The sequence below is a fragment of the Aliivibrio thorii genome (assembly GCF_057368585.1).
Genome location: NZ_CM170655.1, coordinates 679,141 through 696,065, shown reverse-complemented (window position 1 = coordinate 696,065; position 16,925 = coordinate 679,141). Strand labels below are relative to the sequence as shown.

The following is a 16,925-nucleotide window of genomic DNA, read 5'->3' as shown; positions in this document are numbered from 1 at the left end:
CGACAATAGTTTAAAATTGATTAACAATGCCATTTAAAATATAGTTATAACAATAAATATCATTATATTCATCTAAACCTTATACCTGCGAATAGTAACCTATCCTGATTTTACCTCTTTACTCCCTATTAACTTAATTAATCCTCACTAAGGTTTAATTGATAATTAAATCAAAATAATATTATTCACTTTATTCATAACCTATAATTAATGAAATTATCACTTTGCTAAAAAGATTAAAATCTAAGCATTAAGCATCATTACCCCCTATCATGTTTAGATGAAGTAAATAATAAAATCAGTAATATAAACAAGTATTACGATATTAAATAATTAGATTTTTTGAACAACTTACTACCTTTCTTTATTTAATATCCTATGCTCTTAAGATAAGTCAGGACGAATGACTTTTTCAAACAAGGATTGTTTTTATGTCATTAATGAATAGATTTTCACTAAAATCAAGGTTGCTCACCTTGGTAATTATCCCTTTAATTATTTTGTTTTCCTTCTCTACAGAAGAGATCAAAAGACAGCAAGAAAACTTAACTACGCTTGATTCAATCAACGAACGTTTATTGTTTAACGATGCTTTATCTACTTACATTACAGCTATGCACAACTTACGCTTGAACTCTTTATATGAAAATAATAATGACATTGAAAAATCATCATCAAAAATAGCACTGGAACTATTGCAAACCAATATACATGAAGACAGTAATTCCGAACTGCACAGTTCACTCAGCGAACTTATCAAAATAAACGCTAAAATCAGCAATTTTTCCTCTAATGATATCGAAAAATGGTCACATTCAATTTCTGATATATTAAATACAATATACTCATTAGAATACGTAGAAAACTTTCAAACCCAATTCAAAAATATCAACCAAAAACAAAATCTTATATTGCAACTTCAATGGCTAAGTTTCTGGGCTACACAAGAAAACTGGTATATAAATCTTGATATTAATACTCAAAATCAAGAATACCATGATGAGCTACATTCCCTTTTTTATCGTCAAGAGTTATACATTGATCAGTTTATCTCTATGAATGCTAACTCTGGAGATATAGAGCTACTGCTAAAAACATTTAGCAATGACAGTTTTATCATCAGCATGCAATTTCGCAATGATGTCATCGAAAACAAAGCTAAGAACTATTCACTTAAAAATATGAACTCAAGCATTCAAGCACTTCACCACCGTCTGCTATTGATCCAATCAGTCACGAAAGTGCTAACTAATGATTTAAAAGTAGCTCTTCAAAATCAGTTAAAAAAGATTCATTATTCCATTTTGATTTCAATTAGCGTTCTGACCTTATCACTACTCATTATTTCTTATCTTGGAATATCATTATCAAAACGTATTATTTCTTATTTAACTACCATTACAGAATCAATGTCAGCAATTGAAAGAAATCACGATTACAGCATTAAAGTTGATGTTGAAGGTAAAGATGAACTTTCTTTATTTTCTAAAAATATAAATACCCTAATTTTAGAAAGAGCCATAAATGAAGAGAAAATTATTGGTGCCAAAGAGGAGGCAGAACAAGCTAACTTAGCTAAAAGCTCTTTTTTAGCAAACATGTCACATGAGATAAGAACACCATTAAATGGCATCATTGGTATGTCTGGCATCTTATCAGAAACAAAGCTGTCCCCTATCCAGCATGATTATCTCAATACTATAGAAACATCATCTCAAACATTGTTAATTCTAATTAACGACATTCTCGATATATCTAAAATTGAAGCAGGTAATTTAGCTCTGCATGTCCACAGTACCAATGTTAGAGAGCTTATTTTTGATACCATATCTATTAGTGTCTCTAAAGCAACAGAAAAAAACCTTGAGATAAATGTTCAAATAGCACCAAACTTACCTCGCTATTTAATGCTAGATGATCATCGAATAAGACAAATCTTAATGAATTTAACCTCCAATTCAATTAAGTTTACGCATGAAGGGCACATTACTATCGCAGCCGATTTTGTGGCAACAACTCCAAATAAAGGCTTAATTACTATTTCAGTATCAGACTCTGGTATAGGGATAAATAAGGGTGCCCAAAAGAAAATTTTTGATCCTTTTACTCAAGAAGATAACTCAATCACTCGCCAATATGGTGGTACAGGGTTAGGCCTTGCAATTACCCAGCAGTTAATAAAATTAATGGGAAGCCAATTAAAACTCACCTCCGAAAAGCACAAAGGAAGCCAGTTTTCTTTCTCAATTGAAACCGAAATAGTAAATGAAAATGTCCTACCATTAAAAGAATTAGAGCAAATATCGATAATTTTAGTCGGTAATAATGCTGACTTTGAAAGCAACATAATTGAAGAGCTTAAGTATCAAAAACTATTTAAATCAATAGCAGTAGATTCTATTAATGACATTGTTTTATTTGAAAATGAGCAAGCTATAATTCTTTATTGCATTGATGATTGCGTTAATATGTGCTGTAAAAACAAACTCTTAACGCTTCGTGACAAATATCCTGCAACACCTCTTGTCTTAATTCAAAATCACCAAAATCGAGCGGCTAATTTCGAATCAATTATTGATGGTTTAATCACTTACCCTTTATTAGGTCATCGCTTTACCAAAACGTTAACTAACTCGCTCACTTTCCATTCAGAAAACATATCTACACTATTCACTGATGTTCAAAAGAAATCAGTTTCACAGCATATAGAAGGTAGCCATGCTCCGAAAGAACGCAGCGTCAAAGAACACATTTTAATTGTTGAAGATAACCTTGTTAATCAAAAAGTCGCTTCATTATTTTTAAATAGTTCAGGATACACTTTTGATATTGCAAGCAATGGACAAGAGGCCATCGATAAATTTACAGAAAGTGATATCTATAATCTAATTTTAATGGATTGCATGATGCCAATTAAAGATGGATTTTCTGCCACTAAAGAAATCAGAGAAGTAGAAAGAAAGCAAAACAGAAAGCAAACACCCATTATTGCACTCACAGCCAGTGTTCTTGATCAAGATATCTCTAAATGCTATGAATCTGGAATGGATGACTATGTTGCTAAGCCGTTCAAAAAAGAAGTCTTATTAGAAAAAATAACAAAAATAAAAACAGGATAAGATTATGAATTTATTAAAAAATATAGAGCAAAAAAAGAAGATAGACCAATTCAATATTCTTATTGTCGATGACTGTCGAGTGTCATCTTTATCACTTTCAAAGCTTCTCATATTATTAGGTTTTAATACGATAAGTTTCGCACACTCTTACCAGCAAGCGCTTCAAATGTGTTCAAAAAAACATTATTCTTTACTGCTGATTGATTACCACCTAGAACAAATCTTAAACGGTTCTGAGCTTTATGATTTATTGAAAGAAAAAGGGTTTATTCAACCATATACAAGAGTGATCACTATTTCTGGAGACAATACGACTCAAACGGTACTTAGCACCCTTTCAAAAGGAAATGGGGACTACCTTTGTAAGCCAATTAGTCAATCAATTCTTAGTTATAAAATGACTGATGCATATCAGGAGTTTAAAATATTTAAACATCTCTATTTTTTAAAAAAAGAAGGAGATAACCCGAAAGCGTTGAAAGAGAAAACCCTTTCTTTAGCAAAAACTAAAAACCTTAATGAACTAGACTTTTTCTTATTTGATCTTTTTCTCCCAAATAATAAAGAAGAGTTAATCGAACTGTGCCAGCAGCCCGAATTTATTAATCGACGTAATTACATCTTAGTAAGGTTACAACTAGAGGCCGAACTTAATTTAACAACACCAGATGAATTAATACAGAAGACGTCCTCTCTTTGTCGTAAACATCCTTTGTTTGCTGCGGCTTTTGATTTTTTAAGCTCATTACAGAGCCAACAGTTACGTTATGAAGATGCTCTTTTTTCAGCAAATACGGCTTTAGAACTCACGCCAAGCGTACCATCGAGAGCTTTACAGACATTAAAATTAGCTCTACATTGTAATAATAAAGGCTATTTTCTGAGGTCATCCCATTTACTAGCTAACCATTTGCCCATTGCAGATCAAAACTGGAGTTCATACGTCGCGGAGTGCTTTAGTTACTTTGGAGAATACATTCAAAACTGCCAATCTGAAAGTGATAAGAAACAATTACTTCTTGAACAAAAGAACTTCGTTCGCCGTTCTGAATATCGCTTAACTGAAACACAAAAAAAACAATTGAGTATTTTATTTAGCTTTAGCGAATGCAAGCTACTAATGAAAGAAGGGCACATTGTTAAAGCAAAAAAAATCACATTAAAAGTCACCCAACCCTATTTTGATAATTTACATCGACTCAACTCCGTTGTTCTTGTTGAGCTATTATATTTACTGTCATTCTTTGGCGAACTATGGCTACTAGAAAAAGTAAACATGGTTATCAAAACAAAGCATCAATTTAACGATTATTGCCTTGATTACTTAAAAATACTCAAGAACGATACTCAATTAAAAGAAGCTATACAGGTTCTTTCATATACTATAAACCAGGTGGATAACTATCCATTATCCATCAATACATTACATGAAAAATTAGACCGCTATCAGAAGGCATTTGTGCAATTCCCATACTCATCAGAATTAAACATTGGTATATTAGAATGCTACATTGCTTTGAGCATGGATAACCCAACAAAAATAAGTTCGATGGTATCATTAATTCAAAATATGCCTCTCTCTCAACATTTAATGGAAAGAAGAGACGCAATACTTCAGAAATTGCATGCTAATGAGAATTTTATCGAAGAAAAAAGTGGGCCATTAATACATTCAAAGATTGAAGACGAAGACGATAATAATGTATTACCTAGTTTATTAAATAAACTACCGACAAAAGAAACATAGCGTTCAAAAAAATCTTTTTATAAATACCCTAGGGATAAGAAAATCTCTTATCCCTAGGGTAAATTACCCATTACTCCCAAACAAGATCTCCTCCATCGATTTCAAATTTTCTTTGTAAAGGATCGCTGCCATCATAAGACCAAATTTCAGCGACAATACTTGATTGACTCTCTGCGACAGAAAATTCAATCATTCCCTCACCATTGCTAATAGAGGAATCAATCACTTTGCTGTCGTAATCAACGATAAATCCTCCGTCTTCTTTATCTTTAAACCCTGAATAAATAGTGAGATGAGTTCTCTCTGGTAATGAGCCGCTGAGATTAATTTTCAATGCTTGGCTTATTACTGGATTAAATGCAAACCCTTCAGGAGCCACTAAATCCTGTGTTTTTACTGGTTCTGAATTATCTGATGCAATAGGACTATCTGCCACTAGAGGTGGATTACTTCCTGTCCCTCCATCCGAAGAGCCGCCGCCTCCGCCAGAACCAGAAGACGATCCCCCCCCACTGTCACTACAAGCCATTAAGAACAGTGACGCCATAGTTACAATAATTACCTTTTTCATAATAACGTCCCCTTCTTAATAATATTTATTGGTTATTGCATTATTGATGTCATACCAATCTGTATGTGTCTCACCACCAGAGAGTGTGTAGTCTGCAAAATCAGGATATGCCGTCGTTAAATCCACGTACTCTCTTGGCCATTGCCATTCATCGTAAATAAGTAACGCCCACGGCATATTATTCACTGTTTTGAAATATCGAGAGGTACTTGGGTCACTGGTATCTTGAGCAAGTTGATAAAATTCCGTATTAAATTGCTCAGTTGGAGCTTGATCCGCTAGATGTATTTCATAGGCTCGACCAGGAGCTTGAGCAAAAACAGGGCCATGATAATAGCCAGGAGTAGCAAACAAGAATGGGTCATACGGCATTGCTGGCATATTTTCTGTTGCTACTGGTGTTGTTAAACTAAACTGAAGTTCAAACTCTAATCCAATGTCTTCTCGGCAACCATTGTTAGTTCGGAAGAAATAACAGCCATAACTTGATACATCAATAGCATCATTAATTAAAATGAAACTTGCTTCACTCATCCCCGTTTCTTGTGGAGATCCACTTTGGAGTACTGAGTTGTAATATAAGCGTGTTTTCGTTATATCAATATCACTCGCAATTATGTTTTCCAGTCTAACAGCAAAGCCACTGTGATAACTAGCACCTACTGCTGCTAACTTACCACTAATAATAACTTTTGCGACTTCTCCATCCTTCAATACTTCAGTAATTCGGTATCTTAATACTAAATCATTCATATCGTAATCAGCGGTTTCAGGCCAATTATCTTCATAAGCTAAAGTAACGTAACCGGTAGCTGATGGGAAATGACGCTGTGTTGTATTTGCATCAACAATCGTTATTTGGTGATCCTCTACCTCACCAGAGGTTGACCCACCAAAATACGCCAAACCACTCTGTTGACTAAAACGGAATCTTGACCAAGTACTACCAACCGTTGCTCCAAATGGCACGCTAATAACAAGATTATTACTGCCTGTCACTAATGCTTTATCAGTGATAACTTGCTCACCTTCATCGGTAAAATCACCGTCATTATTCCAGTCAAACCATGCAGATAGCACCCCTTCAGTTGAAGCAGTCACACTAATTACAGAATCTAATCCCGGTTCTAGTGCAGTCACAAAGCCAACACCATCTTCATCATCACTGGTAATTGAATCATCAGAATCAGGAGACTGAGCCGCATAATAGTCACCATCAACACTATTACCTAACCAAGTCGTATCATCAAGCGCATGACGGGCACCATTAGAAGCAAGAGTTGAACCATAACTGTCTGGAGCATCACCAAAGTCAATGGTTGCTGGTTCATCAGTATCAATCAGTGGTGCATTAGCACAACGAGCCCCATCATTTTGGCTAGAGAATGGACCATCCGCAAATTTAACCGCAGGAACCACTCCAGAATCAATAATGGCTTGAGTCGATAAATTCACACGATATACCTGACCATCTTGATTACGAGAAAGGTAAAGGTTGCCATCAACATCAAAATACATGGCGCCAAATGTGCCTGTTTCACCGGTATCCCCAATATAAGTTGCTACGCCAGTAGAAATATCAAATTCATACAAACCACCACTGCCATTATCTACACCATATAAATGATCATTGCTTGGATGGAAAGCAAAATCCGTTAAGCTCACAGACGCTGTCGACGTAATTAACTCTGCAGTGAGTGTGGCATTAACATTACTATCTAAAGGAGACAGATCAATTTTATAGAAACCAGTGCCACTTCTATAAACGTAATAATGATGTTGATAAACATCCCCTACATAAAATGTTTTTCCAGAAGGAAGCCCACTGACATTCAAGGTTGTTGCTTGGAAATTTTGCCCTAAACGAACAACAGTATAATTAGTTGTATCATACCCATATATATATCGGTCAGTTTCATTAAAACCAACCCCATTTATATTTGAAGACAACCCAGTATCATCTTGTAATAAACTGTTTGTCCCAGTAACTAAATTAATACCATAAACTGAAACAGGTTTGCCTTGGAATAAATAAGCCTTACTAGGGCATGAATCAAAAGCAACCGCAAAGACTTTTGGGCTGACTAATAAGAGTATGAATGTCATTATCTTAATAAATAGATACATAGCTTGTCCCTTCTAGTTATGATGTTCTACTTACTGATCATTCAAAAGACATGCCAATTTTAACCTATTGATTAATAAGAAAACTTTAACTTATAATTTTATCATTACTATAATGAAAATCACTTTGCATCTCTATTCAAGCGTTTAAATCAAACTATATCGTGACTTTATATTCGGATTGAATTAGTCAAATAATATCCTTTCGTATTATCTTATTTCTCTGTGACTTCTTCCTTCTATATTCTTCTTTTTTCTTATTCTGCAAACTGCATTGCAAATTGAGAACATCACTTTAAAAACACATTCCCAATTTAAGAAAATATAATAACCATATGAAATATAAGTAATATATTTTTTGGCACACTTACTGCTCTATTAAACCTATCAACACTACATGGATTTATTCTTAGGAGCTTATTATGGAACTACATCAATTTGAATCTAACACAAATACTCTAGTCCTATCCGTTCAAGGTGATATGGACGCCGTAGGTTGCCGAGATATTCAACCAACCATTGATCAAGTTATTGAGCAAGAGCACCGTCAGGTACATATCGATCTCGCTCAAGTCGCTTTTTTGGACTCTTCAGGCATTGGGGCAATTGTATACCTTTACAAACGACTCGTTGAAAAAGAGCGCACTATGCAAATCCAAAACGCACATGGCCAACCATTAGAATTGCTTAAATTACTCCGTATTGAAAATGCAATTCCAGTAAATAACACAACACATTAATTGTCTCGTTTTAATGGATGATCATTCACATGGAGAGCCGAATCATGAACAAACAAAAATTGCTCATTCTAAGCTTAGGATTTCTTTCTATTTCAGGTTGTACCTCGTTTGCCGAACCTGGTGAAGGTGGAGAAGCAGAAAACTATCCTCAAGCGGCATTCTCTCCTGTGATGCCAGATCAACCTTTAGGCCCAGAGCATGGTTTACGTTTTGATTGGGAGCTTGCGGCTCGTCACCTTGATATTCTTATTTTAGAAAAAGCAGAGTGGTGTTTTCCTGCAACCGTTCATCAAGCAAAACAGAATGAAGCTCGTATTGCTCGAGAGCTAGAAGGTGGATTACAGCTAGATGCTGCTAATGATCTGATTATTCAACGAAACTTACTCAAACGATTAGAACGCCAATTAGATTACGTAAAAAGACAAGAAACATGTCAACCACCTTCAGATTCAAATTCAGGAAATTCAGACATTGAGTTAGCACAAAAAATCTATGATCTCTTAAACCGAGACAACCAATTTGCTTTTAACTCAGCTGAATTAAATCCTAAATACATTGTAAATCTATCTGAAGCATCTCAGTTACTTATTAAAAATCAGGATTTTAAATTACTCGTAACAGGCCACGCGGATGCTGTTGGAGAAGAAGATGGAAATCAAGAATTAGCACTTAAAAGAGCAAAACAAGTAAAACGTTATTTAAGTATATTCGGACTTGCTCAAAATCGTATTCATGTTGATGCTGTTGGCTCTAACGACCCTTATTTTGAAGGAACAGAGCCTCACGTAAGATTAACAAACCGCCGAGTTACGATTGAGTTATTAGAACTTGATCAACCTTTACAACTTGACCAATAACAGAGGACAAGATCATGCGTATTTTTCATATTTTACTCATCACCATGTTGTTCTCTTCTATCTCAATGGTGCATTCAAAAGATAAAAACAATACTGTACGTGTAGGTGACGTTATTACTATCATGTTACCCGGTGAGGATTCTTTAAATAAAGACTTCCAAGTCGATAAACAAGGACGAGTAATACTGCCTGAAGTCGGACCTTTATTTGTCGCAGGAAAAACAGAAGCTCAAATGGTATCGAGTGTGACTTTAAGCTTAAAAACCATATTACAAGACTTACGAAATCTTCAAGTATTTATAAGTAAACGCCAATTAATCGTAAATATTCAAGGTTATGTAAAACAACCAGGAGAATATACGCTGTCCGATGGTGATTCTGTACAACTGGCACTTTATGCTGCAGGGGGCTTACGCTCTGGTGCTCAACTAAACCGTTTGCAGCTTCGTCGAGAAGATAAAGTCAGCACGTTTAACTACAAAGCGTTTTTAGATTCTGGTGACCAATCATTGCTCCCTGCTCTTCAATCACTAGATACCTTGTTTATCCCTGCGTCACCGATGGTTGGGAATATAGAACAAGAATTTGATCCATCAAAATTATCCCAAGCGGGTGATGCTACTGATGGTAAAAAAGCGATTAAAGTCTTTGGTGAAGTAAACGCACCAGGTACCTTCTCTTATAAATCAGGAACAAACCTTGTTGATGTGTTAATGCGTGCTGGTGGGGTTACCCGTTACGCAGGTGTCGAACAAATTCGAGTTATCTCAAAAAACCAACCTGCCCTATTTAATCTAAAACGTTATTTAGATACCGGTGATGACAGTTTATTACCGCCACTTGAAGTCGGATCAACCATCTTTGTTCCAAAACAAGAAGAAGAAATAAAATCCGGCTCAAACATGGTCTATGTCATGGGTGAAGTAGCAAAACCGGGTGCTTTTGAAGGTAAAAAAGGCGCTACCTTTATGGATATCTTAGCGAACTCAGGTGGCCCAACACGATTTGCAGAATCTCGCCAAATACGAATTATTAAAGCCAATGGTGCGGTGATTAACTTTGATTTATCTGGTTATACAGAAGGCACGAACTACCAACGTCCCCCACCAATTTCAGCAGGTGACGCGATTTTTGTCCCAGAGAAAACAGACATGAATGAAAAATCATGGTTAAAAATAGCACCAAGTCGTGCCGTCCGAGTATTAGGCGAAGTACAACACCCCGGACGTATTGAATGGTCAGATGAAATGTCATTTTTAGATTTATTAGCACACGTAGGTGGGCCAACACTTCGAGGTGACACCACTCGAATCGAAATCGTAACCCCTGACCGTGAAGGTAATAATCAAGTTTATACTTTTAATTTAGATTCATTTATTACTAAAGGGAAGCCAGACTCAGCCCTACCAACCATTCGAGCTGGAGCAACCATTCGAGTGCACGATTTACCTCAAGATCCATCAGATAACAAAGCCCAATGGGTTCGTCAAAGTTCAGACAGCTCTATCTATGTATTTGGTCAAGTAAACGCAGCTGGTCGTTACCGTTTTACCAATGAAATGCATTTCCTAGACATCCTTTCAGCAGCAGATGGGCCAACATTGGATGCCGACATCCATAATATTCGAGTAACTCATCGTGATAAAAGCTACTCAAAAGTAAGTAAATTAAACCTAGCACTGTATTTTGAAACAGGTGATGAATCACTACTTCCAATAGTAAAAACTGGTGACACTATTTACGTTCCGGAGAAGAACCGAATTTGGGTTGATGAAAGTAAAGAAACCACGATTCGTGTACTTGGTGCCATCAATAAACCCGGTCGTTACCGTTTTAATGATTCAATGACCCTATTAGATTTACTGGCAGAAGCAGGAGGCCCAAGCAATGTCGCTTATCTTGAGAAAATCAGTGTCGTAAACCATTCATTAGACAAAGGGCAAGCAAGAACCTTTGATCTTGTAAAATTCAGCCGTACTGCCGATTTTAGAAGCTTACCAGTACTAAGAGCCGGTGATACCATCTACATTCCAAATAAAGATGAAAGCGTCATGGAGCAAGTTCGTGTCGTAATGAAAGACGTATTCCAAGTCGTCGCAACCATTGCTTTAATAGGAGCCTTGTAATGAAAATCCCCCCATGCAATATGGAAATAGAACAAGTCTTCTTACAGCTTGAGCAACAGGAGTGTCGTTCGCTGTGTATCACCTCAACGAACTCAGGAGAAGGAGTGACTTCGTTAGCTCAAGCGTTAACTGAACGACATTTATTGGCAGGTTATCGAACTTTATTGGTGGATCTAAATTTACAAAACCCTAGTTTAACCGCGTTGTCTTTTGTAACTGAACCAAACAAAGATAAAGAACCCACACCACATTATCTCGCCCTTACTCTGCAAGATAATGTGGTGTTATCAGGACTACCCATACCAACAGATAAAGCTAATATGATGGAGCTACGCCAACCAAAAAACCTTAAACATCATATAGAACAGTGGTTAACTGACTTTGATAAAGTAATTATTGATTCATCTTCCCTATCTCAACTACAAGTTGATAGCATTCCTGCACAAACTGTCGCTGGATCATGTGACGGAACCATTATGGTAGTGCTATCAGGTCAAACCCTACAGACTGAATTTAAAGCAGCTATCGAATCATTAGAAAATAATAAAGCAAATATCATCGGCCATGTCTTCAATGATAAATATCACCCTAGTTTAAAAAATGAATTATGCCGAGAAATTGAACGCTTGCGCTTTTTACCTACTCGTTTATCAACTAAATTAATATCAATGATTAACAAGAATCGATTCTTATCAACAGTGGTGTAATGATGACTAATTCCATTCTACTTTTTGAAGACACTCAAGATGCATCATTAGATTCTGTTAGGATACTACGCCAATCACTCTCTAAAATTCTTGACCGTCTAGATACCCAAAAAACGTTCAAACACCAATGCTTACTGTGTTTTTCAGAGTGGAGTACCAATCTTGTACTTCACCCTAAACAACCTAGTGAAATCATTACCATTGCATTAAGAAAAACCACGAAACATTGGCAACTCGATATTTGCGATACTGGCGAGCAATGGGATCCAACCACTCAGCACACAAATGACAACCTCAGTAATTTCAGTTTAAAGTGTGGAGGCCGTGGCATTGATATCATTCAAGATCAAACCGATGAGATTATTTATAACTCAAGCGATAAAAATAATATGCTAACCATGAAATGGGAGCGTGCCGCTTATCAAAGACAACACCACTTATTGATTGTTGAAGATGACCCAATGTTACGCACGCTTTACCAAGCCTATCTTGGAAAAGAATTTACAATTACCACTAAGAATAACGGGAAAGATGCACTTCAATTCTTAAATAATGAGACCGTTGATTTAATTATCTCTGACATTCAAATGCCAGAAATGGGCGGTTTAGAGCTAAGGGAAGAACTAGAAAAATCGACATCTTTCGTTACCCCTTTTATCTTTTTATCACGCTTACAAGATACTCATACATTAAATAATGCCAACCAATTAGGCATTGACGACTTCTTAGAGAAACCCATTAAAAAAGAACAATTATTGCACTCAATTCATCGTGTATTAGCCCGATTTAACCAAGTATATAAAGCGCTTTCTCAGCAAGTAAATAAAAAAATAACTCATAGCCTTTTGCCACACACTGAACTAGATTCAACGCATTGGAACATTGCGACTCAACAGCGAAATACAGGGCATGGCGGTGGTGATTTCTTACTTTCTAGAACAGAAAATAACGTCTCACTGTTATTACTTGCCGATGTCATGGGCCATGATGAAAGTGCGAAGTTTTTCGCTTATGCCTATGCTGGCTATGTTCGTGGGTTAATGCAAAATTCAGACATGGCTCAACCAGCACAATTGTTATCCCAGCTCTCAAATAATGCATTTAAAGACCATCTGTTATCACAAACCATGTTAACAAGTTGTTGTTTAAGCTTTGTTTCTAATGATACGATAAAAGTCAGCAGTGCAGGACACCCTGCACCTCTGCATATTTCACCTAACGGGTTAAGTAGTATCGATATTCAAGGAACATTACCAGGCCTTTTACCTATCACGGACTATCAAGAACAAACCCTTACGCTAAAACAAGGTGAGCGTTTAGCATTATTTACTGATGGTTTATTTGAATCTGGCAATACAGTGTCTGAAAGAGAGACCTTAGAACGCGCCATAAAATCAACATTATTAGCAACTCTAGAAAAACCAATCGAAGAAGCACTTGAACAAATAATGCAATGCTTTGACAAATTGGCAGGCACACCACCCAATGATGACGCATTATTACTTTTAATCGAAAGAAATAATTAATGAAATGGTATGCAAGCAATGAGAGGTTCATTATGAAAACACAGCAACGTACAACCCTAGCTACATGGATTGGCATAATCATTCTTATTGCATTTCTGGCTGTCGCCATTCAACTAACTAATGGCCTCATACTTATCATATCAATAATGAGCTTTTCCTTTTTACTTGGAGCTCTCATTGCTCGATCTCACTATTTACATATCGATGAAACCCTCACAACTCAATTCCCCACTTCGACAACAAATACAAGAGCAGAAGCAGAAGCAGAAGCAGAAGCAGAAGCAGAAGCAGAAGCAGAAAATAAACCTAAAGAAATAGAACAAACAAAGGTTGGGGAGAAAAAATCGATACACTCTGTGACACCGACTTTATCTATGCAAGCTTCCACCGAAGAAACAATCCCACAAGAAGATGACGAACCATCGACAATATTAGTCGATGAAAAAATTCTTCAACAAATAATCAAAGATACCGATGTAGAGGTCATGCCTGAATTAATTAAGTTCTATATCATTGAATCTAAAGATAGAGTTGAAACAATCACAAACGCAGCCCATACTGAAGACTTATATGTACTGGAGTTTGAAGCCCATACGTTAGGCAGCAGTTCACTCACTCTTGGTAACGTTGCTTTATCAACCTTAGCTCGTCAAATAGAGCTACACTGTATTCAACATGAATTTAGTGATGCATTAGCAAAAGCACGTTTACTACCAAAGATAGCAAAAGAGTCATTTTTGGCATTAGAACAGCGAAACGCATTAGGCTTCACAAATTAAAATCAAAAACACAGTACAATGAAAACTGCTAGGTAAAACAGGACGTTGCTTATGCTACAAAAAGTACTTTTAGTTGAAGATTCGACCTCTTTGGCTATCCTCTACAAGCAATACGTAAAGGATGAGCCGTATGAATTCTTCCATGTGACTACCGGAGAGCAAGCAAAAGCTTTCATGGAGAAGAATCCACCACAATTGGTGATTCTGGATTTGAAATTGCCTGATATGTCAGGGCAAGATGTACTCGCATGGATGAAAGAAAAACAATTGCCAACCGCTGTTATTGTCGCAACGGCACACGGCACCATTAATATCGCCGTAAATTTATTACAAAGCGGTGCGGATGATTTTATTGAAAAACCCATCCAAGCAAACCGCTTAAAAGCGTCTATTACTAATCATTTAAAACGCAATAAATTAGAAGGATTAGTTGAAGATCTTCAAAACACATTTAACCGAAAAAAATACCAAGGGTTTATTGGTTCAAGTTTACCAATGCAAGCGGTATATAAAATCATTGATGCAGTTGCACCAACCACTGCAAGTGTCTTTATTTACGGCGAAAGTGGGACAGGTAAAGAAGTATGTGCAGAAGCGATTCATTACCAAAGCCAACGCAATAACAAGCCTTTTGTTGCCATTAACTGTGGTGCCATTCCACGAGATTTAATGGAGAGTGAAATTTTTGGTCACATAAAAGGGGCATTTACCGGCGCAACGACAGATCGAAAAGGTGCTGCTATGATGGCAAATGGTGGTACCTTATTCCTAGATGAGTTATGCGAAATGGAATTAGAAATGCAGAAAAAATTACTGCGTTTTCTACAAACAGGACGCTTTACTCCATTAGGTGGAAGCAAAGAACTCAGCACTGATATTCGCATTATCTGTGCAACCAACCGAGATCCTCTCACCGAGGTCAACGAAGGTCGTTTTAGAGAAGATCTCTATTATCGAGTTCATGTTGTCCCTATTCAAATGCCACCACTGCGCGATCGTGGAACAGATATCATTGATATTGCCTCTTTCTTCTTAAAGAAATACGCAAAAGAAGATAAGAAAAAATTCAAAGCAATGAAACGAGACGTTGAATTAAAACTATGTAATTACGCATGGCCAGGCAACGTACGTCAATTACAGAATATCATTAGAAACGTTGTTGTGCTTCATAATGAAACTCATGTTGCTATGGAGCATTTACCACCACCATTAAACCAACCACTGATGTCACCAACAGTGAAGACACAAGTTGCCGCTCCCAAAACTATTGTTTCGCAAACAGTACAAGAAGAGGTGATTCAATCACAACATGAGATTATCACTCCACAGCCACCCCATGAGCATACAGATACACAGCAAGAGATTGATACCAGCATAATCCGACCAATGGCCGATATTGAAAGAGAGGTAATTCAAAACGCCATTGACCATTGTGACGGAAATGTCCTTAATGCAGCGGTATTGCTTGAACTCAGTCCATCGACTCTGTATCGAAAGAAACAGGCATGGGAAGCGTATGAAGAATCAGAATCATAAAGCAAATGCTGAGATCTGGTTATTAATTGATAGCCGAGATGTGGGAGGAATTGAATCCCACATCTTACAACTCGCGCAGGGATTAAAATCATTTCAACGATCAGTTCAAGTGATTTTTCTACACCAATACGATAGTACCCATCCTCTCACCTATTTATTAGATGATGCCAATATTTCCTATCGTTTTTTAAATGGATCATTACGAGATTTATTTCATTATACCCGCAAGCACTCTCCTGCTGTTATCCATTCTCATGGCTATAAAGCAGCGCTTTATTCTCGACTATTACGCCTATCGTTACTTACCTCCCATCAAAAAATCCGATTTATAAATACCTTTCATGCAGGGGAAATTAACAAAGGTAAATTAGCAATCTATGATTTTTTAGATCGATGGAGCGCGCCACTGAGTCATCACAACTTTGTCGTTAGTGAGCAGATAAAATCTCGGATACCGAGTAAAACAGCGGTTCTGAATAATTTTATTACCACACAGAATCTTGCTAGATCCCAAGGTTCACAAGTGGCCTTTGTTGGACGCTTTAGCTACGAGAAAGCCCCTGATCGATTTATTCAATTAGCCCAAAAACATCCCGAGCATCAATTCCACCTTTACGGCTCAGGCCCGATGGAACAAGAACTCCTAAAACAAGCAACGTCTAATGTCGTTTTTCATGGCCATAAAAACTCAATGGACCTTATCTGGAACAATATCGGATTATTAGTCATTTGCTCTCGCTATGAAGGCTTACCAATGACAGCCCTAGAAGCAATGGGAAGAGGCATTCCTGTTATTTCAACCCCAGTAGGAAATCTACACAAACTCATCAAGCATGAAAAAAACAGTTGGATAGTAAAACCAGAGGTATTATCTCAATCTCTCACTCATTGGTTTTCACTCTCTAATCAACAAAAAGATCCCATACAAAAAGCAGCACAAAAAACGATTCAAAACACCTTTTCAACTGAATCCATTATCCCAATAATATTAACTGCATATCAGGCATAATCTACTCACCGCTATACACTCCACTTTTATTTATTTTATTCAGTTCTCAAATTGAAAATAATCGTTCTCAAATTGAGAAACCTC

General features: G+C 36.7%; 12 protein-coding genes. 10 read left to right on the top strand and 2 right to left on the bottom strand.

What is annotated here, in order from left to right; genetic code table 11:
• Positions 1-431: 431 nt before the first annotated feature.
• Together AC2IP4_RS17275 and AC2IP4_RS17270 are read left to right on the top strand one after the other, a co-directional pair.
• Entirely contained in the window at positions 432-3,119 is a 2,688-nt protein-coding gene (locus tag AC2IP4_RS17275) for an ATP-binding protein (RefSeq protein ID WP_486311188.1), read from the top strand.
• A 4-nt stretch (positions 3,120-3,123) separates the two neighbouring features.
• Positions 3,124-4,866 carry a response regulator gene (locus tag AC2IP4_RS17270; RefSeq protein ID WP_486311187.1) on the top strand — a complete coding sequence of 581 codons (1,743 nt, stop codon included), beginning with the start codon at positions 3,124-3,126 and terminating at the stop codon, positions 4,864-4,866.
• A 70-nt stretch (positions 4,867-4,936) separates the two neighbouring features.
• Here the strand turns inward: AC2IP4_RS17270 and AC2IP4_RS17265 are convergent, their stop codons facing one another.
• Together AC2IP4_RS17265 and AC2IP4_RS17260 are read right to left on the bottom strand one after the other, a co-directional pair.
• A complete protein-coding gene (locus tag AC2IP4_RS17265) occupies positions 4,937-5,437 on the bottom strand; it encodes a hypothetical protein (RefSeq protein ID WP_375319937.1) in 501 nt (166 codons plus the stop codon).
• A gap of 15 nt (positions 5,438-5,452) precedes the next feature.
• Positions 5,453-7,564, bottom strand: coding sequence for an LruC domain-containing protein (locus AC2IP4_RS17260; protein ID WP_375319938.1), 2,112 nt, complete (start codon positions 7,562-7,564; stop codon positions 5,453-5,455).
• 419 nt (positions 7,565-7,983) lie between these two features.
• Here AC2IP4_RS17260 and AC2IP4_RS17255 point away from each other — a divergent pair, with 419 nt between their 5' ends.
• The 8 genes from AC2IP4_RS17255 to AC2IP4_RS17220 are packed head-to-tail and all read left to right on the top strand — an operon-like array spanning position 7,984 to position 16,841.
• On the top strand, positions 7,984-8,301 hold the full coding sequence (locus AC2IP4_RS17255) for an STAS domain-containing protein (protein WP_375319939.1): 318 nt from the start codon (positions 7,984-7,986) through the stop codon (positions 8,299-8,301).
• Between the two features lie 29 nt (positions 8,302-8,330).
• On the top strand, positions 8,331-9,158 hold the full coding sequence (locus AC2IP4_RS17250; RefSeq protein WP_375319940.1) for an OmpA family protein: 828 nt from the start codon (positions 8,331-8,333) through the stop codon (positions 9,156-9,158).
• A gap of 14 nt (positions 9,159-9,172) precedes the next feature.
• A complete protein-coding gene (locus AC2IP4_RS17245; protein ID WP_445819218.1) occupies positions 9,173-11,284 on the top strand; it encodes an SLBB domain-containing protein in 2,112 nt (703 codons plus the stop codon).
• Positions 11,284-11,991 carry a CpsD/CapB family tyrosine-protein kinase gene (locus tag AC2IP4_RS17240; RefSeq protein WP_375319941.1) on the top strand — a complete coding sequence of 236 codons (708 nt, stop codon included), beginning with the start codon at positions 11,284-11,286 and terminating at the stop codon, positions 11,989-11,991. The genes AC2IP4_RS17245 and AC2IP4_RS17240 overlap by 1 nt, the downstream gene beginning before the upstream one ends.
• Complete coding sequence (locus tag AC2IP4_RS17235; RefSeq protein WP_486307795.1) at positions 11,991-13,517, top strand: SpoIIE family protein phosphatase; 1,527 nt, start codon at positions 11,991-11,993, stop codon at positions 13,515-13,517. The genes AC2IP4_RS17240 and AC2IP4_RS17235 overlap by 1 nt, the downstream gene beginning before the upstream one ends.
• A gap of 32 nt (positions 13,518-13,549) precedes the next feature.
• Positions 13,550-14,296 carry an Hpt domain-containing protein gene (locus AC2IP4_RS17230; RefSeq protein WP_486311186.1) on the top strand — a complete coding sequence of 249 codons (747 nt, stop codon included), beginning with the start codon at positions 13,550-13,552 and terminating at the stop codon, positions 14,294-14,296.
• A gap of 51 nt (positions 14,297-14,347) precedes the next feature.
• Positions 14,348-15,832 (top strand): sigma-54-dependent transcriptional regulator, encoded by a 1,485-nt coding sequence (locus AC2IP4_RS17225; RefSeq protein WP_486311185.1) that lies wholly within the window; start codon positions 14,348-14,350, stop codon positions 15,830-15,832.
• The gene (locus AC2IP4_RS17220) at positions 15,813-16,841 is read left to right on the top strand and encodes a glycosyltransferase family 4 protein (RefSeq protein WP_486307793.1); all 1,029 of its coding nucleotides are present in this window, start codon (positions 15,813-15,815) and stop codon (positions 16,839-16,841) included. The genes AC2IP4_RS17225 and AC2IP4_RS17220 overlap by 20 nt, the downstream gene beginning before the upstream one ends.
• The last annotated feature ends 84 nt before the right edge of the window (positions 16,842-16,925 follow it).

Excerpts from the sequence above, each read along its gene's own strand:
- AC2IP4_RS17265 (WP_375319937.1), bottom strand. The coding sequence starts at position 5,437 with ATGAAAAAGGTAATTATTGTAACTATGGCGTCACTGTTCTTAATGGCT.
- AC2IP4_RS17255 (WP_375319939.1), top strand. The coding sequence starts at position 7,984 with ATGGAACTACATCAATTTGAATCTAACACAAATACTCTAGTCCTATCC.
- AC2IP4_RS17220 (WP_486307793.1), top strand. The coding sequence starts at position 15,813 with ATGAAGAATCAGAATCATAAAGCAAATGCTGAGATCTGGTTATTAATT.
- AC2IP4_RS17260 (WP_375319938.1), bottom strand. The coding sequence starts at position 7,564 with ATGTATCTATTTATTAAGATAATGACATTCATACTCTTATTAGTCAGC.
- AC2IP4_RS17225 (WP_486311185.1), top strand. The coding sequence starts at position 14,348 with ATGCTACAAAAAGTACTTTTAGTTGAAGATTCGACCTCTTTGGCTATC.
- AC2IP4_RS17230 (WP_486311186.1), top strand. The coding sequence starts at position 13,550 with ATGAAAACACAGCAACGTACAACCCTAGCTACATGGATTGGCATAATC.
- AC2IP4_RS17245 (WP_445819218.1), top strand. The coding sequence starts at position 9,173 with ATGCGTATTTTTCATATTTTACTCATCACCATGTTGTTCTCTTCTATC.
- AC2IP4_RS17235 (WP_486307795.1), top strand. The coding sequence starts at position 11,991 with ATGATGACTAATTCCATTCTACTTTTTGAAGACACTCAAGATGCATCA.
- AC2IP4_RS17275 (WP_486311188.1), top strand. The coding sequence starts at position 432 with ATGTCATTAATGAATAGATTTTCACTAAAATCAAGGTTGCTCACCTTG.
- AC2IP4_RS17240 (WP_375319941.1), top strand. The coding sequence starts at position 11,284 with ATGAAAATCCCCCCATGCAATATGGAAATAGAACAAGTCTTCTTACAG.
- AC2IP4_RS17250 (WP_375319940.1), top strand. The coding sequence starts at position 8,331 with ATGGAGAGCCGAATCATGAACAAACAAAAATTGCTCATTCTAAGCTTA.
- AC2IP4_RS17270 (WP_486311187.1), top strand. The coding sequence starts at position 3,124 with ATGAATTTATTAAAAAATATAGAGCAAAAAAAGAAGATAGACCAATTC.